The sequence below is a fragment of the Actinopolyspora biskrensis genome (genome assembly GCF_013408175.1).
Classification (GTDB): Bacteria; Actinomycetota; Actinomycetes; order Mycobacteriales; family Pseudonocardiaceae; genus Actinopolyspora; species Actinopolyspora biskrensis.
The window spans coordinates 15171-33501 of the sequence record NZ_JACBYW010000006.1 but is presented as its reverse complement, the minus strand read 5'-3'; the positions used below and the strand labels follow the sequence as shown (position 1 = coordinate 33501).

At 67.8% G+C, this 18331-nt stretch carries 25 protein-coding genes and 1 tRNA gene; 7 read left to right on the top strand and 19 right to left on the bottom strand.

Annotated elements, in window-relative coordinates; all coding sequences use genetic code 11:
* Positions 1-337 precede the first annotated feature (337 nt).
* Positions 338-868, top strand: coding sequence for a hypothetical protein (locus tag FHR84_RS15820; protein ID WP_179536312.1), 531 nt, complete (start codon positions 338-340; stop codon positions 866-868).
* 148 nt (positions 869-1016) lie between these two features.
* The gene (locus tag FHR84_RS15815) at positions 1017-1592 is read left to right on the top strand and encodes a hypothetical protein (RefSeq protein ID WP_179536311.1); all 576 of its coding nucleotides are present in this window, start codon (positions 1017-1019) and stop codon (positions 1590-1592) included.
* A gap of 1 nt (position 1593) precedes the next feature.
* On the opposite strand, the gene FHR84_RS15810 is transcribed toward FHR84_RS15815, so the two are convergent.
* The 4 genes from FHR84_RS15810 to FHR84_RS15795 all read right to left on the bottom strand — a co-directional run bounded on the left by FHR84_RS15810 (position 1594) and on the right by FHR84_RS15795 (position 4015).
* A complete protein-coding gene (locus FHR84_RS15810) occupies positions 1594-2244 on the bottom strand; it encodes a galactosyltransferase-related protein (RefSeq protein WP_179536310.1) in 651 nt (216 codons plus the stop codon).
* Positions 2245-2255: 11 nt separating this feature from the next.
* A complete protein-coding gene (locus FHR84_RS15805) occupies positions 2256-2711 on the bottom strand; it encodes a hypothetical protein (RefSeq protein WP_179536309.1) in 456 nt (151 codons plus the stop codon).
* 98 nt (positions 2712-2809) lie between these two features.
* Positions 2810-3619 carry a hypothetical protein gene (locus tag FHR84_RS15800; RefSeq protein WP_179536308.1) on the bottom strand — a complete coding sequence of 270 codons (810 nt, stop codon included), beginning with the start codon at positions 3617-3619 and terminating at the stop codon, positions 2810-2812.
* 45 nt (positions 3620-3664) lie between these two features.
* Positions 3665-4015 (bottom strand): hypothetical protein, encoded by a 351-nt coding sequence (locus FHR84_RS15795; protein ID WP_179536307.1) that lies wholly within the window; start codon positions 4013-4015, stop codon positions 3665-3667.
* Positions 4016-4475: 460 nt separating this feature from the next.
* Here FHR84_RS15795 and FHR84_RS15790 point away from each other — a divergent pair, with 460 nt between their 5' ends.
* Positions 4476-5918 carry a glycosyltransferase family 2 protein gene (locus tag FHR84_RS15790; protein ID WP_179536306.1) on the top strand — a complete coding sequence of 481 codons (1443 nt, stop codon included), beginning with the start codon at positions 4476-4478 and terminating at the stop codon, positions 5916-5918.
* Positions 5915-6181 carry a YtxH domain-containing protein gene (locus FHR84_RS15785; RefSeq protein WP_179536305.1) on the top strand — a complete coding sequence of 89 codons (267 nt, stop codon included), beginning with the start codon at positions 5915-5917 and terminating at the stop codon, positions 6179-6181. Before FHR84_RS15790 ends, FHR84_RS15785 begins: the two co-directional genes overlap by 4 nt.
* 136 nt (positions 6182-6317) lie before the next feature.
* Here the strand turns inward: FHR84_RS15785 and FHR84_RS15780 are convergent, their stop codons facing one another.
* From FHR84_RS15780 to FHR84_RS15745, 8 genes are all read right to left on the bottom strand, one after another.
* Positions 6318-6938: an AAA family ATPase gene (locus tag FHR84_RS15780; RefSeq protein ID WP_179536304.1), complete on the bottom strand. Its 621-nt coding sequence runs from the start codon at positions 6936-6938 to the stop codon at positions 6318-6320.
* Positions 6939-7036: 98 nt separating this feature from the next.
* Positions 7037-7201: a hypothetical protein gene (locus FHR84_RS15775; RefSeq protein WP_179536303.1), complete on the bottom strand. Its 165-nt coding sequence runs from the start codon at positions 7199-7201 to the stop codon at positions 7037-7039.
* Positions 7198-7596: an Imm1 family immunity protein gene (locus FHR84_RS15770; protein ID WP_179536302.1), complete on the bottom strand. Its 399-nt coding sequence runs from the start codon at positions 7594-7596 to the stop codon at positions 7198-7200. Before FHR84_RS15770 ends, FHR84_RS15775 begins: the two co-directional genes overlap by 4 nt.
* Positions 7593-8375: a DddA-like double-stranded DNA deaminase toxin gene (locus FHR84_RS15765; protein WP_179536301.1), complete on the bottom strand. Its 783-nt coding sequence runs from the start codon at positions 8373-8375 to the stop codon at positions 7593-7595. The genes FHR84_RS15770 and FHR84_RS15765 overlap by 4 nt, the downstream gene beginning before the upstream one ends.
* Positions 8376-8380: 5 nt before the next feature.
* A complete protein-coding gene (locus FHR84_RS15760; RefSeq protein ID WP_179536300.1) occupies positions 8381-8635 on the bottom strand; it encodes a hypothetical protein in 255 nt (84 codons plus the stop codon).
* 545 nt (positions 8636-9180) lie between these two features.
* Positions 9181-9636: a hypothetical protein gene (locus FHR84_RS15755; RefSeq protein ID WP_179536299.1), complete on the bottom strand. Its 456-nt coding sequence runs from the start codon at positions 9634-9636 to the stop codon at positions 9181-9183.
* A gap of 18 nt (positions 9637-9654) precedes the next feature.
* Positions 9655-9960: a hypothetical protein gene (locus FHR84_RS15750; RefSeq protein WP_179536298.1), complete on the bottom strand. Its 306-nt coding sequence runs from the start codon at positions 9958-9960 to the stop codon at positions 9655-9657.
* Positions 9950-10120 (bottom strand): hypothetical protein, encoded by a 171-nt coding sequence (locus FHR84_RS15745; RefSeq protein ID WP_179536297.1) that lies wholly within the window; start codon positions 10118-10120, stop codon positions 9950-9952. Before FHR84_RS15745 ends, FHR84_RS15750 begins: the two co-directional genes overlap by 11 nt.
* 280 nt (positions 10121-10400) lie before the next feature.
* On the opposite strand from FHR84_RS15745, the gene FHR84_RS15740 reads away from it, so the two are divergent.
* The gene (locus FHR84_RS15740) at positions 10401-11588 is read left to right on the top strand and encodes an NsdA family TPR-like regulatory protein (protein WP_179536296.1); all 1188 of its coding nucleotides are present in this window, start codon (positions 10401-10403) and stop codon (positions 11586-11588) included.
* Positions 11585-12061: a hypothetical protein gene (locus FHR84_RS15735; RefSeq protein ID WP_179536295.1), complete on the top strand. Its 477-nt coding sequence runs from the start codon at positions 11585-11587 to the stop codon at positions 12059-12061. Before FHR84_RS15740 ends, FHR84_RS15735 begins: the two co-directional genes overlap by 4 nt.
* A gap of 31 nt (positions 12062-12092) precedes the next feature.
* Here FHR84_RS15735 and FHR84_RS15730 read toward each other — a convergent pair.
* Positions 12093-12166: transfer RNA gene (locus FHR84_RS15730), tRNA-Leu, on the bottom strand.
* Between the two features lie 215 nt (positions 12167-12381).
* On the opposite strand from FHR84_RS15730, the gene FHR84_RS23340 reads away from it, so the two are divergent.
* Complete coding sequence (locus tag FHR84_RS23340; protein ID WP_179536294.1) at positions 12382-12603, top strand: DUF3618 domain-containing protein; 222 nt, start codon at positions 12382-12384, stop codon at positions 12601-12603.
* A gap of 186 nt (positions 12604-12789) precedes the next feature.
* On the opposite strand, the gene FHR84_RS15720 is transcribed toward FHR84_RS23340, so the two are convergent.
* From FHR84_RS15720 to FHR84_RS15695, 6 genes are all read right to left on the bottom strand, one after another.
* Positions 12790-13446, bottom strand: a complete 657-nt coding sequence (locus tag FHR84_RS15720) for a TetR/AcrR family transcriptional regulator (protein WP_179536293.1) — start codon at positions 13444-13446, stop codon at positions 12790-12792.
* 145 nt (positions 13447-13591) lie between these two features.
* Positions 13592-13915 carry a hypothetical protein gene (locus FHR84_RS15715; RefSeq protein WP_179536292.1) on the bottom strand — a complete coding sequence of 108 codons (324 nt, stop codon included), beginning with the start codon at positions 13913-13915 and terminating at the stop codon, positions 13592-13594.
* Positions 13916-14034: 119 nt separating this feature from the next.
* Positions 14035-14610 carry an NTP transferase domain-containing protein gene (locus FHR84_RS15710; RefSeq protein WP_179536291.1) on the bottom strand — a complete coding sequence of 192 codons (576 nt, stop codon included), beginning with the start codon at positions 14608-14610 and terminating at the stop codon, positions 14035-14037.
* Between the two features lie 235 nt (positions 14611-14845).
* Positions 14846-15961 (bottom strand): XdhC family protein, encoded by a 1116-nt coding sequence (locus tag FHR84_RS15705; RefSeq protein ID WP_179536290.1) that lies wholly within the window; start codon positions 15959-15961, stop codon positions 14846-14848.
* An 86-nt stretch (positions 15962-16047) separates the two neighbouring features.
* Positions 16048-17514 (bottom strand): NCS2 family permease, encoded by a 1467-nt coding sequence (locus tag FHR84_RS15700; RefSeq protein ID WP_179536289.1) that lies wholly within the window; start codon positions 17512-17514, stop codon positions 16048-16050.
* Positions 17515-17839: 325 nt separating this feature from the next.
* Positions 17840-18289 carry a nucleoside deaminase gene (locus tag FHR84_RS15695; RefSeq protein ID WP_179536639.1) on the bottom strand — a complete coding sequence of 150 codons (450 nt, stop codon included), beginning with the start codon at positions 18287-18289 and terminating at the stop codon, positions 17840-17842.
* Positions 18290-18331: the final 42 nt, after the last annotated feature.

Below are 18331 nucleotides of genomic sequence, written 5' to 3'. Positions count from 1 at the left end.
CGTGCCTGCCGGTGATCTCGCTCGGTTCGTGGTGCCCCGAAGTCGGCGTTTCGTCCCCGGGACGTCCGGAAAGGGAGGCCCCCGAGTGCTCATCGCCGGAGAAACCGGCTCCGGAAATCTTCTGTCGCGTATTCGGATGAGACGTCGTTCCTTCTTTCGAGTCGGGGATTTCCGGGATGTGCTGGTGCGATTCCGAATCGCCTCGTCCCTCCGCGGGGTGGTGGAATATTCCAGGGAATTGCGGGGATCGCTCGTCCTTTCCTACTGTGTGATCGGCCGACGGGCGTTGTTTTTCGGGAAATGCATCGCCCGGCCGCGAGAGAACCGAGGAGAGGACATGCGAAATATTCGTCGGGTTCTGGCCGGTGCGGCGGCCGTGGTCGCGATGACCGCGGGGACAGCCGCGGCCACGGCCGCGGGTAACCACGCTCAGAAGGGCGAGGACATAGGGCCCATCGCTTTCCAGACCGATTCGACCACGCGCAAGTGCCCGCCCAAGAAGTACTGCTTCTTCTACAGCAAGAACTTCAACAACGAGGCCTCCGGGGGGTGGCCGCGGCAGCAGGCGTGGGCGTACGACAAGGCGTGGAAGCACTTCCATTACGACCCGGTGACTTCGGGTCCGTACCGTCCGGTTGCCACCAACGCGGTCAAATCCGTCATCAACAACGGCACCGGGAAGACCGTTTACTTCATGGAGTGGAACTACGGGCTTCCTGACGGCGGCACCAAGGTGTGCCTGGGTGTCCGGAGTGGACAGACCGTGCGCGATGTCGTGGCCCGCACGGGGGGCGACGGTGGGTACGGATCCGCTCGCCTCACGAAACCGGACAACTGCGAAATCGTGTACTCGGGCCCGAACAGCTGACTCGGGAGGCGGCGCGGCGGGCCTGCTAGGGGGCTGGTCCCGAGGCTCCCTCATCGCGTCGAGCGGAACGTTCCAGCTCCGTCGTCTCCGGTGACCTTCCCCGCCGCGCGTGAAATTCGGGCCGAACCGTTCGAAGGATCGAGTGAGTATGTTGAGCTTGAAAGGTGTCATGGCAGGCGCGGTCGGTGCACTGGCCGCGGCGAGTCTCCCCGGTGCCGTTTCGGCCGCTCCCGCTCCGGCCGAGCAGAATCAGAAAACCACGATCGCGCACGCGCAGTCGGGTCGCTTCGTGGTCAATCCGGGAGGTGGAGGCGGCGGTGACGACGGATCGGACGACGGTGGATGGTGGCCGGCTTCCCGGCAGGCCTCCTCGAAGAGGGCCGAGCTGACCCACGACGAAGAAAAATCCGGCACCGAGTGGAGATTCATCAGTCAAAATAATTATCCGGGATACTATCAGATTCAGCAGGATAGGCGAGGTTGCTTGGCGGCGGAAGCGACGAAGGGGGTCACCTACGTGGTGCTGAAGACGTGTCAGCGCGGGGACGACAGTCAGCTGTGGACCCGGGAGCGATCGGCGACCGCGCGGAACCGTTGGTTGATTCTGAACGATTCCGCGCCGGGGGTCATGCAGCCCCAGCGCGACTCGAAGTACCTGGTGGTGCGGATGAAAACGGACGCCGACGGGCAGCAGTGGCTGTTGCCGGGGTGGGCGGGGGACTGAACTAGGGTTCCGCGGTGGAGCGGACGCACCGGATGGCCTCGGGATCGCCGTGCGCGTCGGCGTAGCGCTGACCGCGTCGCAGCGCACGCTCCATCTCGGGACGGCCCGGTTGCTGCGTCGCGCACGGGGGGTGCCACAAGTGCCGCACGCTTCCCTCGTGCCGCCTGGTGCCGAGCAGGGTGTCGCAGACGCGCCAGAAGGCGGTGTCCTCGTAGCCCCACCCGAGGAAGTGCGGATCACATCCCCAGACCCGCAGGTAGGCGGCGCAGGGGATGACCCAGGCCCCGCCAACGGAATCGGGGTACTCGTACAGCGTCCGTCCCGACGAGTCGCACAACAGGCACCGGGTGTAGGGCAGCTGCAGCCGGTGCTCCTGCTGGCAGCACGCCAGGGCGGCGTACAGGGCCTCGGGCTCGATGAGGATGTCCGCGTCGCAGACGACGGCCGTGGCGAAGCCGTGCGCGTGCGCGGCGCGGACCCCCCGGTTGCGGGAGGCGGAGCGATTGAACACCGCGTAACCGGGATCGTCGCTCAGGTACAGCGGACACCCCGGCAGCGTCCGCGCGAAGTGGTCCACCACGCGGCACAGGTTGTCCGATCGTTCCGGCGCGGAACGACGCCAGGGCACCACGATCGCGACCTCGTCGTACATCGGCACCTCCGTCAGGGAATCGAGCGCGCCTCCGGGGAACCGTCGGTGCCCCGCCGCAGGACGCACAGGTGTGACAGGTACAGGAACTCCGGCTCGAGTTCGGCGTAGCCCGGGCAGCGCACGAGTGCGAACTGGAACGCCTGCGTGCGGAGGTCCTCGTGGTGGCGGACGCGATCCCGGGTAAGCTCCCGCAGCGCCGTGTGGGCCGGTGCGCGCACCGCTCGGCGCGGTTCGGCGGCGGTCTCCTCGAGGAACTCCGCGCACGCGTCGAACAGCGCCTTGTCCGAGCGCCGTTGCGGGCACCACAACGCGTGATACCAGCGCCGTTCGGCGATGCCGGACTCCCATCGCCAAGCGGACACGGCACCGCGAATGTCGACCACGCGATACAGCAGGCGGTAATCGTGCTGAGCCGGTTCCGGAGCGAAGAAGCACCAGTCCGGCAGCAGCACCCCCGTCGGGTCCATGCCGCGAATCCAGTGGAACCGGCGGTGGTGGCCGAGCAGAATCAGCCCCGTCCACGTCGCCAGTGCCCACCGGACCGCGATGCGCGCAACCCGTGGACCTACGCCGTGCACAGGACATCACCCCGTCGTTCCGCGCGCGCCACGTACAGCACGGCCGGGTAGGTGGCGGTGAACGCCCACCAGAAGCGTCCCAAGCCCATCACCCGTGCCGTGGCCGCGTGGAACGCGCACGCGAGCGCGACTATCGCGGGGGCCCACCTTCCCCGCCGGACGAATACCCCGAGGAACCCGCATTCCGCGATCGCCGTGCTCCGCGCCACCCAGCGTGCGGTCCGCGGATGGCGACGGCACCACGCGAACGCGTGCCGGTCGCCGTAGACACGGGTACGCAGGATGCCTTCCAGCGCGGTTCCCCGGCGCCACGTCGGGCCTGCGAGCTTGGCACAGCCCGACACGACATAGGCCATAGTGGCTTGCGTCGCCTGAAACAACAGGCACGCGTCCACCAGGCGCGGATCACGGTGGCCTGCTCGGGCGAGCGCACAGCTCGCCTGCACCAGCGCGGACATCTGATCCGCGCCGTCGGTCCCGTACCGACGGCGGCGGTGCAGCCAGCACGCGCAACCGGTGACCAGCACGTTCGCGAGGGTCCGCTGCCACCCCGCGCTCGGGGCGACCAACACCGCCGCCGCGAGGACCCGTACGGAGTGCAGTCCCTCGGTGGAGGTTCGTTCCCCGAGCTTCCGCGGCCACGTCGGTCCACGACCGGTGGAAGCGGCCTCCCGAGCTCCGGCGTCGAGTCCGTCCGAGCGACTGCCACGACCACCGAACAAGTACTCCAGACTGCCGGTCAGATGCGCCGCGGCGGCGAGGCGCTCCGCCGCAGCCAGCGCACCCTCCCTGCTCACCGTCGGAGCCGACGCGAGAAGAACACGCCTGTCCGGGCGCACGTCTCACCTCCGCGGTGCGTTTCGATCACGGTCGCCGGTCGTCTCCGCCCGCCGATCCGCTTCCTCGGAGGGACGGTCTCGACAGGCACCACTGCACTGCTCCCCGCATTCCTTGCGGCAGTTGAGTCCACGCCCCACCGCGCACCCCAGCGCGTTCAGGAGCGCGGCAACCCCTTGGAGGATCGTGGCGAGAATGTTGCCGAGCCGGCAGGCACCGATGTAGCGGAGCGACTCCACCAGCAGTCCGACCAGATCTTTCACCGCGTCGCCGAGATTGTCGTACGGCGGTTTCGGGGGTGGTTTTCCCGTTGTCGTCGTAGCACCGCCCGCGGTCGCCCCCGTCGTCGTCACCACCGGTGGACACACTGTCGGCGGTGGTGTTGGTGACCCGGTGGGCGGTGGTGTTGGCGATCCGGTGGGCGGTGGTGTTGGTGACCCGGTGGGCGGTGGTGTTGGTGACCCGGTGGGCGGTGGTGTTGGTGACCCGGTGGGCGGTGGTGTTGGTGACCCGGTGGGCGGCGGTGCCGACATGGATTTCCCTCCCGATCGGGAAAGTCCGATCACTCGGAATGGTGTTCCGCCAGCAAGGTAATCAAATCGACGTGCGCGACATAATTTCACGAAGAGGTTTATCGCTCAATTCGCACGGTCAGCATCAATGTGCGCGGAGAGAAAGCACAAGGATGCTCACACCATCGTGTGGCCTTGGTCGAACCCTGTTTTCTGTGGTGGTCCGACGAGCAAAAATAAACGTGTCCGATTTGTTCGGACGAGTGTCCGGCAGCCTCCACGTCCCGTATCGAGGTGAATGGGCGTGTCCGAAGACATCGATGTCGCGCGCTGGCCCAGTGCTGAATTGCAAGCGGTCCTGACTCCCCAGGATCACGGTGCGAACACGATTCCCCGGGTGAGTCCGCTTCCCGTGCGTGGTTCCGCCGAACTCACCATCGCCATTCCCACGCTGAACGACTTCGACGGGACCTGGTTCACGATAGCTTCACTGCGGTTGCATCACGCGCATCTCATGGGGTCCACCCAGATCCTGATACTGGACAACCATCCTTTCGGGGAAGAGGCCGTCGCTCTTCGCGACCTGGCCTCGTGGATTCCGAACGTGTACTACGTTCCTGTCGCGACGCTCCGATCCACAGCGGTGTGCGGCATGGCTTTCCGGTTCGCAGCCGCCGAGGTCGTCATGGTGCTGGACAGCCACGTGCTGCTTCCGGCGGGTGCACCTGACGCCGTGTTGGCTCACTTCCGTGACCACCCGGGAACTCGGGACCTCGTTCAGGGGCCGGTGCTGGACCCCGGTGGCGGTGAAGTCGCTGCCACCCACTGCGCCGAAGTCTGGTCCGGTGGTGCCTACTCGTGGTGGGAACTCGACGCACGGGGAGTCGATCCGGCGGAAGGGCCTTTTCCCGTCCCCATGCAGGGGTTGGGGGCCTTCGCCTGCAGAAGTGCCGCCTGGCCGGGGCTTCACCCGCGGTTGCGCGGTTACTCGTGCAACGAGTGGTACGTGCACGAGAAGTTCCGGAGGAGGGGAGGAAACACGCTCTGTTTGCCCGGATTCCGTTGGCATCACCGCTTTCCTCGGCCTGCCGGAGTTCCCTACGACATAACCTGGCAGGACCGCATTCGCAATTACCTCCTCTGCTGGCGGGAACTGGGGCTGGAGACGCGGACCATGACAGAGCACTTCTCCGAGATCGTAGGGCCGGATTTCGTCCGGCGAGTCGTCGAAGAGACCGAAGAAGAGCTGGCCTTCCCGTACGGTGACATAGACGGGGTTCTGTTCGCTCGCCACCGCGATTCCCCGGACGAGCGAGAAGCCCGTGAGGCGGCCGAGGAACGGAAAATCCCGTTCCGGGTGATCGAATCCGCAGACGAACCGGATCCGGAGGCGTCCAGGATAATGACCTATCGACGTTGCCTGCAGTTCGCGTACCTGCACCGCTGGGACCGTCCCGTCATCGTTGAACCCGGCTCGCGTCCCGCCCGAGCGCTCGCTTCCCGTCACACCGGGGAAACGTGGGGCCACCCGGGAAAGCTGCTGTGCGAGGTTCCTCCTGACGAGGACCACCACGGAAGTTGCACCATCGGGTACACCCCGCACGGGGTCACCGAGCTCCTGCGCCACCTGCCCACCGACCCCGGTGAGGTGCTCGCCTGGCGCACGCGGACGGGTTCCTTCCACGCGTGGCTGACGCGGATCGCCGGGGAGAGGTCTGAACATCACCCGACCACGGAGGTCGTATGATCCGCGTCGCACTCATCGGAGCCATCGGTTACGTCGCGGGAACTCGCGCCGGACACCGGCGGTACGAACAACTCGTCCACATCGCACGGTGGGTGCGTCATCTCCTCGGACACCCCGCCGTCCGCGCTACCGCGGTCACCGCGTGGCGACGACTCGTCGCGCAGTGGCAGGAACACCGTCCACTGAGGGGGAGCGCAGGCGAAGAGCGGAGCGGGGCCCGCGCGGAGGAGTCCACAGCCGCTCACGGCGCGCCGCAGTGGTGAACCCTGTGGACCGGCGGGCACCGGTGCTCCGGCGGGAGAGTGAGGCCGGCGGGATTCGAACCCGCACTGGCTAGGACGTAGCTACAAGGGGTGAATCGGGGTAGCGACGTATGGCGTAAACGACCTTTATTACAGGTCAACCGGCGTTTTCGTCGCCATTGTCCGTAACGAGGTACAGCGACGTGTGGCGCCGTTTTGCTCCACGCGGGCTCCGTGGAGCAGCGACCGACTCGTTGTCTGCTCCACGCTCGTCGGCGTGGTCGCGCTCGTCCATGACGTAGAAGCCCGGTTTCGACATCATCTCGGAGAAGATCGTCAGGAATCCTTCGCCGTGGCTCATCGATGCCGTGTCGGCGTCCCAATAGCCCGGTACCCCGCCGAGGTTTTCGGTCAGGTTGAACGCGGTCTCAGCTCGTAGGAAGAACCCGTGTTTGTGTGAGCGGGGGCCGCCCAGCATTCGCGAGCCTGCCGCTGTGGTTTCCAGCGTCAGCACGTCCCCCAGCGGGGTCCGCTGCGGATTCGGGCGCCCCCGCTTCGCGGCGAGCCGCCCGCCGTAGGCGTCCAGCTTGAAGCCTTCCGCGATGGCTTCCACGAGCGTGGATTTACCCGAGCCGTTGTCGCCGACGAGGAACGTCACCGGGGCGGTGAACCGCAACCCCTCGTCGGCGAGCTGGCTCACGCACGGCACCGCGAAGGGCCACTGCCCGCGCTGGGCGGGGCGGTCCGGTTCGCGGATGTAGGCGCGGCGGACGAACACGGTGCTCCCTGACTAGTCGTAGTTCGGCTGGCACCCACCGTTGGGTGAGCACGGCCCCGCTCCCGTCGGCCAACACGACGGGTTGCAGGACGGGAACGTCAGACTCGGCGCGTGCCGGTCAGCGATATCGAGGTACAGACACCACGCTCACCCCCGCTATTCGTGGCGACCGCGTCGCGCACGAAGCCGACCACGTCGAAGTCGGCGGGTAGCTCGTGCACGTTGCCGTCGCCGTCGTGCAGTAGTTCGGTAGCGACACTCATGCGTTGTGCTCGTTCCACTCCACGCAGGTCGGACGCTGTCCGGTGCGTACGAACTCGGCGACGGCGCTGAACACGTGCTCAAGCGGCAGTTCGGCGCTCGGCGGAAACGTGTAGTGATGCACGCCGCCCGTGAAGTAGTCGACGTGTTCGGCGTTCGTCCCGTGCGCTGGGATCGCGGGCGCGTCGAGATCATCCCAGTACAACGCGCCCCGCTCGCCATGCACACCCACTGTCAAGCCGGGGAACTCGTCACGGCGGTACAGGAACCAGCACGGCGCCCCCCGGTGCCCGTGCTGCTCGTTGACACGACGCAGCTCGGCAACAAGATCGAAGTCGCCGGGCAGCTCGGCAACGTCGAAGCCTTCGCGTGACAGGACGGTTTCAACGGTAGTCATGATGACGCCTTCCCGTGATAGGTCTGTGCGAACTTTCTACCCTGTGCAGTGGTGCCGTACACCGTGAGCGAGTATCCGGATGGTAGGAACCGCTCGAGGTGCTGGTCACACCCGGCGAAGGCGCCGGGCTCGGTTCCGCATGGTGCGTTGTTGATCACTATCTCGCCGTGTCGTGCCTGACTGTCGATGAGCAACGAGGCTAGCTTCATCTCGACGTGGTTGCCTAGCTGACGACGCGTGCGAATCCCGACAGCTCGCACCCGCTCGTCGACACGCTCGCTCAAGCCATCGCGGCCGGAACGCATCTCGCCGATATGACGCCCGTTGATCTTGGCTTGTCCGATCGTTGGGCGTCCGCTGCCAACTACGACGCGAGGCTCGAGCAACGGACGTGCCCACTGCGCTTCGATCGGGTAGCGCGAGCTGTCGTCGGCGACGAACTCACTTGTCGGCTCGGACGTGCCGGAGCTCGTCGAGTCGGAACCCGTCGAGATCACCGTAGGCGCGGCCGGTTCGGACGTGCCGGACGAGCCGCCGATCTGCGCAAGATACGTCTCGATCTTGCCTCGTACGGTCGCGTCGACCTGGCGCGCTTGTTCGACGAGCTCGGCGATTCGCTCGGCGCAGGCGTACGCCTCGACCGCGTCGTCTTGCTCGCTGCCGAGCTCGGCGAGGGTGTACCGGATCTGGTCGATCGTGTCGGCGGCTTCGGCGAGCCGCGAGCTCGGGATCTGCTCACGGGCTTGCCGAAGCCGCTCGACGACGTCGCCGACGGACATACGCGTTACAACCTGCTCGCGTACGAGTCGAGCGCTTGCTCGAGTTGCATGATCAGCCCGTGTGCCTGCGTCATGAGCTCGTTACCCTGTTGCGCCTGCCCGGCCGCTTCGGCGATCTCAGCGTTTGCGCTGCCCTGCGTAACTTGCGTGATCCTGCTCGTGACCTGCTCGAAGTCGAGCCGGGCTTGTTCGATCGGCCCCGCCGGTAACGTCTCTTTCGCGGCCGACAGCGCGGCGCGGATCTCGTCGACACTGGCCATAACTTCCCCTTGATACCTGCGGCGTCTGACAATCGAAGCCGGACAGGGACGCGCAGACGCCGTGTCGCGTCCCTGCCCAGCGCGGGTGCGCCTCACGTCGACGGCACCCGAGCGTGTGATTACAGCGCGACGAGGGCGATCATTGCCTCACCGGTTGATCGTCGAGGCGTAGCCGATACTGCGGGCAGCGGCCGGTGTGCTGCTGGTCGTGGCCGCAGAACACGCACGGTCCGGTCTGCCCGCCGTCGGACTGACCGCAGTAGCCGACCGCGCCGTTCGGCCGGGCGCTCGTGTGGGGATCGAGTGACCATGCTCGCGTTCCTTTGCCTACAGGTCCCACAGACCGGAGCGAACTCGGTCGAGAAGCTCCGGACTGATCGGGCTCCACTCCCACGACGGAGAGGGGAGCGATTGTGTGTGGAGCGCGGTTTCGATCTCGTCCAGCGCCTCAAGGATCGGCTCAAGGTGGCGCTGGGTGGGGACGGCGTCGGCACCGAGCTCACCTCGCCAGGCCAGGCGGAACCCGGTGCGCGGGCGCTCCTGTCTCACGGCTGCTTGATCCCGGTACATTCCTCGCACACCGGCCATTCCTCGGGAGGTGTGTGCAGCGGCCCCCACGCCAGGCAGCCGCACACGGTCTGTACGACGCTGCGGCCGTCGAGCTGGCCCGTGATTCGGTGATCCGGTACGAAGTGGCATACCTGCTCGCCGCGCAACCCGGCCGCGTAGCCTCCGGCCGGGTCGACGGCGACGGTGGGTACGTCGGGCTGTCGTGACGCGGTCGCCGGTACCTGCGTCGCGACAGCGAGCAGACAGGGTGTGCACGGCGCGCCGGTGGAGGCGCTCATCTGTTCACCTTCGCCGGGTTTGAGCTCGTGCCCGCACGCGGCCGTGAGCGTGTCGGGCGTGTCGGCGTTGTCGGGCAGGCGATACGCGTGTACGGCGGGTGGCTCGCCGCCGCGGGCGAGGTCGGCACGTTGTCGAGCGAGGAGGACAGTCACCGGGGCAGGACCTTTCTGTCAGACGTGGTGACCGGCAGCGGGCACAGGGTCGGGGGTGTGCCCGCTGCCGGTGATGGCTCGCCGAGTACCCGCGTGGGCGTAGTAGGGACTCGGCGAGTGCTCGCGCACAGCCGTGATCCCGGGGGGCGGTCCCGCTACGTGGGACCGGGTCGCGTCGGCGTTGCGGCGTGCCTGGCGCTGCCGTCGCCGGGAGTGCGGGGGCGGGAAGTTACGGAACTCGTCGGCCAGGTCGGCGACGACGGGTGACCACACGAGTACGAGTGCGGCACATACCAACAGCCACAGCGCCGGCTCAGCGAGCATCGCGTGCCCCCTTGCCGATGTAGCTGCGCACGCGACGAGCGGTGCGAGTCGGCTCGGCGGACAGCGGGCGCCGGTCGGCGCGGCTCGCAGTCGATGGGTTGGACAGCACGACGAATACGACACTGTGAAGTGCGTCGATCCGGTCCAGTCTTTCGGTCACGTTTCCTCGCCCTTGTGTGCGCGTATGTGCGGGTCCGGGGACGTACGTATCGCTGTTGTTGATCACTGCGCTGTTGACTATGGGCGTTGTCGCGTTCCGGTGGGAGGGAGAGCACGGGGGAGCGCAAGGGGAGGAATCGGGGAGAGTCGTTTATCCACTATGTGCTTATCCGGATACAGTCAGCGGTGATCCGATCGAAGGAGTCGACGTGCCGCAGCCCAACGACACTCTTCGGACCGTTCGAGAGAGTGTGGAGTCACCGACTTCGCCGGGGGAGTCGATGACTCGACAAGAGCTTGCCGACGCGGTGAATGTGCAGGTGTACCGCATGTCCGGGGAAATAACCACGATCGATGACAATCACATCGGTAAGTGGGAACGGGGTGACATTCGTTGGCCTGCAGCTCGCTACCGCGCCGCGCTACGCGCCCTTCTGGATGTGGCCACCGATGCGGACCTCGGGTTCAGACGTTCTCGTGGTCGATGCAACTCTGGGGATGTGGACAGGAAGACGTTCCTCAAGACGACGCTCGGGCTCGGTGCAGGGGCGACAGTCATGACAGGTGGTTCGGCTCCGACGGGACATGCGGACGAGCTCGCAGTGACCGTGGCTGGGGCGACTCAGCACTACCGGCGCATGGAGTCAACCGTCTCGTCGCAACATCTGGCTCCGGCGGTGGAGGGGCATCTTCGGTTGGCGACCGAAGTGGTTCAGGGCAAGCTACGCAACCCCACGGGGTTCGGAGTTCTCAGCGAGGTCGCCGGGCTGTCGGCATGGTTGGCGGCCGATCGCGGGGACACGGCCACGGCTCGACGGCGATACACGGACAGCATTCGCTACGCGGAGTCGGCGCAACATCCACTGCTGGTCTCTTACATGATCGCGAGCCTCGGGTACTACGCGGTCGAGATCGGTGATCTGCACCAGGGTTTGACGTTGCTAGGTCGAGCAGCGTCCTACTTGGACGACCGCACATCCCCGCCTGCCCGCGCCTGGTTGTCCTCCCTGTGTGCGGTCGGTCATGCCGCAGTCGGTGATCACGCATCCACGACGAAAGCTCTCCGTACAGCCGAAACGCTCGCCGATCGCGAGCCGGGTGAGGCGCAATGGCCGTGGATGTTCGCGTTCACCTCCGCTAAGGTGGCTCGTTATCAGTCGAGCGCGCTAGCGCGGCTGGGTGACGTGACAGGCGCTCGATCCGCGTACCATGCGGTGGTCTCCGACATCACGGCGCCGAAAGCGAGAGCTCTTGCGCAGGTAGAGCACGCGCATCTCCTGGCAATCACCGGTTACACCGATGAAGCGTGCACTTTGGCCTGCGAAGCACTCGCCACCGGAAAGCAGTATGCTTCCGAACGGATCGTGACCAAGGTGAGAACGCTACGCAGGGAGCTTCCACCCCGGAGCGGTCAGGCGGACGTCCTGGATGACGACTTGATCGGATTGTACGGCGAGGGGCAGGCATGATACGTCTCGCTATCACCGGGCATCGCGGACTTCCCGGTACCACGATTCAACTCGTCGACGAAGCGCTTCGTGACGAGCTACGCGATTGCTCTGTCCCCTTCGTCGGGCTCAGTTGCCTCGCCGATGGCGCTGACAGCTTGTTCGCCCGTGCTGTGCTCGATCACGGTGGTAAGCTCACCGTGATCGTTCCTGCCGCGCATTACCGCGACGAACTGCCCAGTGAGCATCATCCCGTTTATGACGCGTTGCTCCGGCAGGCGAATGACGTAGTACGGATGGACCACACCGACTCGACCTCACAGGCGCATATGGACGCCAGTATCGCGATGATCGAGCGGACGGATCGGTTGTTGGCCGTCTGGGACGGTCAACCCGCTCGTGGTTACGGTGGCACTGCGGACATCGTGCGAGCGGCTGAGGAACGTAACCTTCCTGTCACCAGGATCTGGCCTGCGGGCGCGAAGCGTGATTGAACTTCGAGTCCGCCTCCGTGGTTCCCGCTCGTGAGGCCGGCGGGATTCGAACCCGCACTGGCTAGGACCTAAACCTAGTGCCTCTGCCTGTTGGGCTACGGCCCCCTGAGGCACAGAATACCGGTAGGATCCGGTTCGGTCCGGGACGGCCCCGATTCGGGCGAGTCCGCGACACGGGCAGCGTGGCCGCCCATTGGTGCCGTGGTGTGATCTACGGTGTGCACAGCCGGGTGCCGAATCGGGGATGTGGTGCCCCCGGCCGCGTACCTTCGATCACCGCAACCAGGCCGACCACGACCCCAGAAGTACGAGGAGGACAGGTGGCCCGCGATCCCGACGCCATTCAGCGCGACATCGAGAAGGCGCGCGACGCGCTCGCGGCCTCGTTGGACGAGCTGGAGACCAAGGCCAACCCGACACGCGCCGTGGAAGCAGGCAAAGCCGGTTTGCAGGAGAAGCTGGAGGACCCGCGGGTCCGCTACGCGTTGATCGGTGTCGGCACGCTGGCAGCGGTGCTCGTGCTCCGCAAACTGCTGCGCTGATTCGTCCCGCTTCGTCCCGCGGTGCACCGGCCGCGCACGAGCGGTCCACGGGGCCGCCCGCGGCGTGCTCTCGCGAGGGCTGCCCCGCCGCTGCGCGGAACGCGCCCGAATTCGAGGCGCCCGGAGCGAGAGCCCGCGGGAGATCCCGCCGAGCAACCATCCGGCCGGGGCGAGCGGAAATCCCGGTCAGCGCAGCAGGGGGAGCAGCGCCTCGTGCAGCAGCCTGTCCACGAACCGCTGGTCGAGCGGTTCGCCGGTCAACATGAGCCGGTGGATCAGGGCCGCTCCGGCGAGCTCGACTACGGTGTCCACCGGAGCGTTCCCGCGGACCTCACCGCGTTCGCTTCCCCGGTCGATGATGCGCCGCAGCACGTCCCGCTGCGGCAGCAGGAAGGAATCCCGGAACGCCTCGGCCAGTTCCGGCTCGTGGGGGAGCTCACCCACGAGAGCCTGCGCGGCCTTGCCCACCGGGCCGTCGAGGAACTCGGCGAAAGCACTGAGGAACTCGCCGAGATCCGTTTCCAGCACCCCGTTGTCGGGCTGGGGGACATTGCGCTGCACCAGCTGGGTGCAGGTGTCGATGACCAGCTCCAGCTTGGACTCCCAGCGGCGGTAGATGGTCGCCTTGCCCGCCCGCGCCTGCGCGGCGACGGCGTCCATGGTCAGAGCGCGGTACCCCACGTCGGCCAGCACTTCCAGGGCCGCGGTCCGCAGTGCGGCGTCCCTCGTGGAGTCCCTGGGGCGTCCTCTGGTGGAGGATGCGCCCTCGGGCTGGGTGCGGGAGGTGCTTGTGGGCTGGGGTCGTTCCCAATCGCTGCCGAGCGGTGCGTTCACGGCCGACATACTAGTAGTGCTCTGCCGGGTGTGTTCGTTCGAAAGGGCCGAGGTCGTCCTTCGGCGCGCCGGCGCGGGAAAGGCCCCCGGACGACCCGTTCCGCGTGTGCGGCGATCCCGCCCGGAACGGGGCGGGGAGGTGCTTCCAGGGGCGTCAGCGAAGCTGGCTTCCCGGGTTCTGCTGCGCGGCGGCAGCCGCGGCCGCCTGGCGGGCCGCTGCCCTGGTGGCCTCGTCGGACAGCCCGTGGCGGGCCTGGAGATAAGCGGTGCTGAACGCGAAACCGTCACCGTCGAGTAAGTGGATGACGACCCGCCCCGCGGAGTTCGGCGCGAGCTGCTCGATCAGCTGTTCCGCCTGGACCCTGGCCGCGATCAGACCGGGAGCGTGCGCCACGCGGCTTTCCGTTCCCATCGTGACGGTGACCGTCCAGTCGTCGCCATCGGGAAGGTAGTTGGCTGTGATGTGCCCCTGAGCCATGATGCCTCCGCGTCCAGCATGCTCGATCTTCGCCGTGAACTCGCGCGTTCCGGCCGAAAGGCGGCCGCATTGGGCGTGGATCGGCGCGGTCACTCACGCGTGGTCAACGACTCTACGGGTTACTCCCCGGTCAGGTCTTCGGGGCGGTCTACATCGAATCCGGAGGCGACGTCCTCGCAGGGCACGAGAGCGACCCCGTGCGTGCGCAGGTAGTCGCGCGCCCCGCGGTCGCCCACGGCGAGCTCGGACACCCCGTTCCAGTGCCGCCTGCCCAGCAGCACCGGGTGACCACGCTCACCCTCGTAGCAGGCCGCGGCCAGCGCGTGCGGTTCCGCGAGAGCGGCGACCCGCCGCGCGGCCTCGACCGTGACTCCGGGCATGTCCACCGGCAGCACCAGCGTGCCGGTCGTCTCGCGCGCGGACTCGACGGTGGCCAGGGTCCGCAGCCCCGCGCGGAGGGAGGAGCCCATCCCGGTGGCCCAGTCCTCGTTGCGCACGATCTCCGCGGTGGCGAGATCGGCCCGCTCGGTGACGGCAGGGGCTGCCGCTCCGAGCACGACGACGACGGGCGAGCACCCAGCCAGCCGCAGCACGCGCACCGCGCGCTCCACGAACAGCTCGCCCCGGGTGCGCAGCAGCGCCTTGGGAGTCCCGATGCGCCGCCCCCGTCCCGCGGCGAGCACCAGACCGGCCACCGGTTCACCGGGGTCCTCCGACCGGTTCGAGGACCGGGCAGCGGCGTCCTCCGAGGCGAGAACGTCGACCGGCCACCCGTGCGACCCGGACCACCGCGGGTTCTCCCGCCTCGTGCTCTCGCGAGGACCGCCCGACGTGGTGTGGTTGGCTGCTCGACGGCGGGGTCCCGGCGCGGGAGCAGGCGGGAGGTTCCGCCGACCGAGCACCCTCGACAGCCGAAGCGGAAGAACTTCCTCAGGCATGGGAGTGGATCGGTCCGCTCGTGTGCGTCAGCGGGGCCGCGCTCGCTTCGTTGCGCAGCGCGACGATCTCGGCCGCGATGGACACGGCCGTCTCCTCGGGGGTGTGACCACCGAGGTCGAGTCCGATCGGGGCGCGGAGTCGTTCCAGCTCCGCCTCGGTCGCTCCCGCCGAGCGCAGCCGGTCCATCCGGTCGGCGTGGGTGCGGCGCGAGCCCAGAGCTCCGATGTAGGCGGCCGGGCCGCGCAGCGCCTCCTTCAGCACGGGGACGTCGAACTTCGCGTCGTGGGTGAGCACGCAGACGACCGTGCGCTCGTCCCGCTCGGTGGAGGCGAGGTAGTCGTGCGGCCAGCGCACGACCACTTCGTCGGCAGCGGGGAAGCGCCGCTCGGTGGCGAACACGGCCCTGGCGTCGCACACGGTGACGTGGTAGCCGAGGAACTTGCCCATCCTGGCCAGCGCGGCGGCGTGGTCCACGGCGCCGAACACCAGCATGCGCGCCGGGGTGACCCAGGCCTCGACGAAAACGGCGTGTTCCCGGCTTCGCTCGCCGGGAACGCACAGCTCGCGCAACTCCGAGCCGCCCCGTTCGAGCATCGCCCGGGCCTCGGCGAGCACCACACCGTCGAGCTCCGGGTCCCCGGTCCCACCCGCGTGCTCGTCCGGCCACACGGCCAGCGTGGCCCCGGAGTCGAGCACGCGGGCCACGGCGACCGGCAGGCCTGCCCTCGTCGAACGCAGCGCCAGGGACAGCACCCGTGCCGTCTCCCCGGGGCCGGGCACGCCGTCGCCGGCCGAGGGGTCGACGGGGTGCAGGTGAACCTCCAGATCGCCGCCGCAGGTCAGTCCGACCGCGAACGGATCGTCCGGATCGTACTCGAAAGTGGTCCGGCGCGGACGCCCCTCGGAAAGCGCCTCGAGGGCCAGCGCGTGGACCGAGCCCTCGACGCACCCCCCGGACAGGCTTCCCGCGATGGTCCCGTCGCCGCGTATCGCCGCGGCGGCACCGACCCCCCGCGGGGCGCTGCCGCGTATCTCGACGATCGAGGCGACGGCGAAGGGCTCGCCCGCTTCGGTCCAGCGCAGCAGGTCATCGGCGATGTCACGCATAGGTACCTCCTTCGACTGGCGAACCGAGCGGGAAACCGTTCCCGATGGCGCTTTCCCGGGGCCGCCGCGGCGCCGGGCGGTGAGGTTCACGAGACGCCGAACACGGCCTTGATCCCCTCGACCCCGAAGTAGAGCGCGAACACCAGGGACAGGATGCTCAGCAACCAGCCCAGTTCCCTTATCCGTCCCTTGCAGATCTTGATCGCACAGTAGGAGATCAGCCCCGCACCGACACCGTTGGTGATCGAGTACGTGAACGGGATGATCGCCACGGTCAAGAACACCGGGATCACGAAGTCCTCGTCGCTCCACGGAATGTTGCGTACCTGTGCCATCATCATGCCCCCGACCAGCACCAGTGCGGGAGCCGCCGCCTGCGCTGGCACCACGGCGGCCAGCGGGGTGAACAGCATGGTCGCTGCGAACAGGGCCCCGCTCACGACGCTCGCCAGGCCGGTACGGGCTCCCTCGGCGACGCCGGCCGCGGATTCGAGGAAGACCGTGTTCGGCGAGGAACCGGTCACACCGCCCGCCACTGCCCCGGCTCCGTCCACGAGCAGGATGCGCCCCATCCCCTGGACCTTGCCCTGGGAGTTGGTCAGCCCGGCCTCGTTGCCGACGCTGGTGATCGTTCCCATCGCGTCGAAGAAACCGGACAGCACCAGGGTGAACAGGAAAACGGTGGCCGCGAGCACACCGGCGTTCACGAAACCGCCGAACAGGTCGATGTCGCCGAACAGTCCGAAATCGGGCGTGGCCACCAGGCTCGACGGCAGGTCCGGCGTGGTGCGGCCCCACTGCTCGGCCGGGACGTCGAACACGGCGTTGGTCACCACCGACAGGACCGTTCCGGACACGATGCTGATCAGAATCGCTCCGGGCACTTTCCTGGCCACGAGGACGATCATCAACAGCAGGGTGAGGCAGAACAGGCCGAGCGGCCATCCGAGCAGGTGACCGTTCGGGCCGAGTTGCACCGGCACGTCGGTCTCGGCCGCGTCGGGCTGCCTGCTCACGAACCCGGCGCTGACCATCCCGACCAGCGCGATGTAAAGACCGATCCCCACGGTCAGCGCGGTCTTGAGCGGCAGCGGGATCGCGTTGATGATCCGCTCCCGTATTCCGCTGACCGCCATCACCACGATGCACAGGCCCTCGAGGACCACCAGCCCCATGGCCTGGGCCCAGGTCATCTCGGGGGCCACGGTGAAGGCGACCACCGGGATCACGCCGAGCCCGGCGGCCATCGCCAGCGGCGCGTTGCCCACCACACCCATGAGCACGGTCATCAACCCGGCGCACAGGGCCGTGGCCGTGGTGAGTTCGGCGTTGCCGAGGCTGGCCCCGGTGACGTCCTGGGAAGAGCCGAGAATGAGGGGGTTGAGCAACACGATGTAGGACATCGCCACGAAGGTGGTGATTCCGCCCCGCAGCTCACGGCCCACCGTCGAGCCGCGCCTGGTGATGCGGAAAAAACGATCTACCGACGAGCGGGGCTCCTCGGGCTCGGCTGCCGGATCTTCCTCGGTCGAGTCCTGGCGCAGCTGGGTCATGCGTCCTCCCATGCCGGTGGGCGCCCCCGGTCCGCCCCGCGGCGCGGGGCGGACCGGACTTCTCCTCGGACGCGGGCAGCAACGCTGCCGGCCCGATTAGGGGCGTTTGAAGAATCTGCTGAACTTCGAGCACGGCGGTTCCCGCCCCGCTCCGAGTGGGGAGAAGCCTCTCGCCGCTCCACCCCGTACCCGCGGCGCCGCCGACCCGGTCGTCGTGACCGGCGCCGCTGAAAAGGCACTGACAGACTAGGAGACGCTCCGGCGATCCGGTTCGGTGGCTCTGGGACACCGGAGGTCGTCGAACTTGGGCCCGGTACTCGACCGGTCAGTACTCGACGCGGTCGGCCTTGGCGAGCCAGGCGTCGAAGGGGGCGGTGCGGTTGTCGGCTCCGATGCGCCGCACCGGGGTCGGCCACACCGCCTCCGGATCGGTGAACAGGTCGTAGAACGCGCGGTCGTCGAAACCGGCCGCCGCGGCGTCGTCCCTGTCCGCGGCGTAGACGACGTGGTCCAGCCGGGCCCACAACGCCGAGGCCATGCACATGGGGCACGGCTCGCACGAGGTGACGAGCACGCAGCCGTCCAGCTTGAAGTCGTCCAGCGCACGGCACGCGTTGCGGATGGCGGTCACCTCGGCGTGGCCCGTCGGGTCGAGGCTCGTGGTGACCACGTTCGTGCCGGTGGCGACGATCTCGGAACCGCGGCCGACCACCGCTCCGAACGGGCCGCCTCCGGAGGCCACGCTGTCGGTGGCCAGCCGTATCGCCTCCTGCATCCAGGTTTCCGGCTTCGGATGCGCGGAAGCCGTTTCCGGTCG

What these genes read in the sequence shown, in the direction of transcription:
- FHR84_RS15785 (WP_179536305.1), top strand. Translation starts at nt 5,915, where the DNA reads ATGATCCGCGTCGCACTCATCGGAGCCATCGGTTACGTCGCGGGAACT.
- FHR84_RS15750 (WP_179536298.1), bottom strand. Translation starts at nt 9,960, where the DNA reads ATGCTCGCTGAGCCGGCGCTGTGGCTGTTGGTATGTGCCGCACTCGTA.
- FHR84_RS15820 (WP_179536312.1), top strand. Translation starts at nt 338, where the DNA reads ATGCGAAATATTCGTCGGGTTCTGGCCGGTGCGGCGGCCGTGGTCGCG.
- FHR84_RS15705 (WP_179536290.1), bottom strand. Translation starts at nt 15,961, where the DNA reads ATGCGTGACATCGCCGATGACCTGCTGCGCTGGACCGAAGCGGGCGAG.
- FHR84_RS15775 (WP_179536303.1), bottom strand. Translation starts at nt 7,201, where the DNA reads ATGAGTGTCGCTACCGAACTACTGCACGACGGCGACGGCAACGTGCAC.
- FHR84_RS15765 (WP_179536301.1), bottom strand. Translation starts at nt 8,375, where the DNA reads ATGTCCGTCGGCGACGTCGTCGAGCGGCTTCGGCAAGCCCGTGAGCAG.
- FHR84_RS15770 (WP_179536302.1), bottom strand. Translation starts at nt 7,596, where the DNA reads ATGACTACCGTTGAAACCGTCCTGTCACGCGAAGGCTTCGACGTTGCC.
- FHR84_RS15760 (WP_179536300.1), bottom strand. Translation starts at nt 8,635, where the DNA reads ATGGCCAGTGTCGACGAGATCCGCGCCGCGCTGTCGGCCGCGAAAGAG.
- FHR84_RS15720 (WP_179536293.1), bottom strand. Translation starts at nt 13,446, where the DNA reads ATGTCGGCCGTGAACGCACCGCTCGGCAGCGATTGGGAACGACCCCAG.
- FHR84_RS15810 (WP_179536310.1), bottom strand. Translation starts at nt 2,244, where the DNA reads ATGTACGACGAGGTCGCGATCGTGGTGCCCTGGCGTCGTTCCGCGCCG.
- FHR84_RS15700 (WP_179536289.1), bottom strand. Translation starts at nt 17,514, where the DNA reads ATGACCCAGCTGCGCCAGGACTCGACCGAGGAAGATCCGGCAGCCGAG.
- FHR84_RS15805 (WP_179536309.1), bottom strand. Translation starts at nt 2,711, where the DNA reads ATGGACCCGACGGGGGTGCTGCTGCCGGACTGGTGCTTCTTCGCTCCG.
- FHR84_RS15815 (WP_179536311.1), top strand. Translation starts at nt 1,017, where the DNA reads ATGTTGAGCTTGAAAGGTGTCATGGCAGGCGCGGTCGGTGCACTGGCC.
- FHR84_RS15740 (WP_179536296.1), top strand. Translation starts at nt 10,401, where the DNA reads ATGACTCGACAAGAGCTTGCCGACGCGGTGAATGTGCAGGTGTACCGC.
- FHR84_RS15715 (WP_179536292.1), bottom strand. Translation starts at nt 13,915, where the DNA reads ATGGCTCAGGGGCACATCACAGCCAACTACCTTCCCGATGGCGACGAC.
- FHR84_RS15695 (WP_179536639.1), bottom strand. Translation starts at nt 18,289, where the DNA reads ATGCAGGAGGCGATACGGCTGGCCACCGACAGCGTGGCCTCCGGAGGC.
- FHR84_RS15735 (WP_179536295.1), top strand. Translation starts at nt 11,585, where the DNA reads ATGATACGTCTCGCTATCACCGGGCATCGCGGACTTCCCGGTACCACG.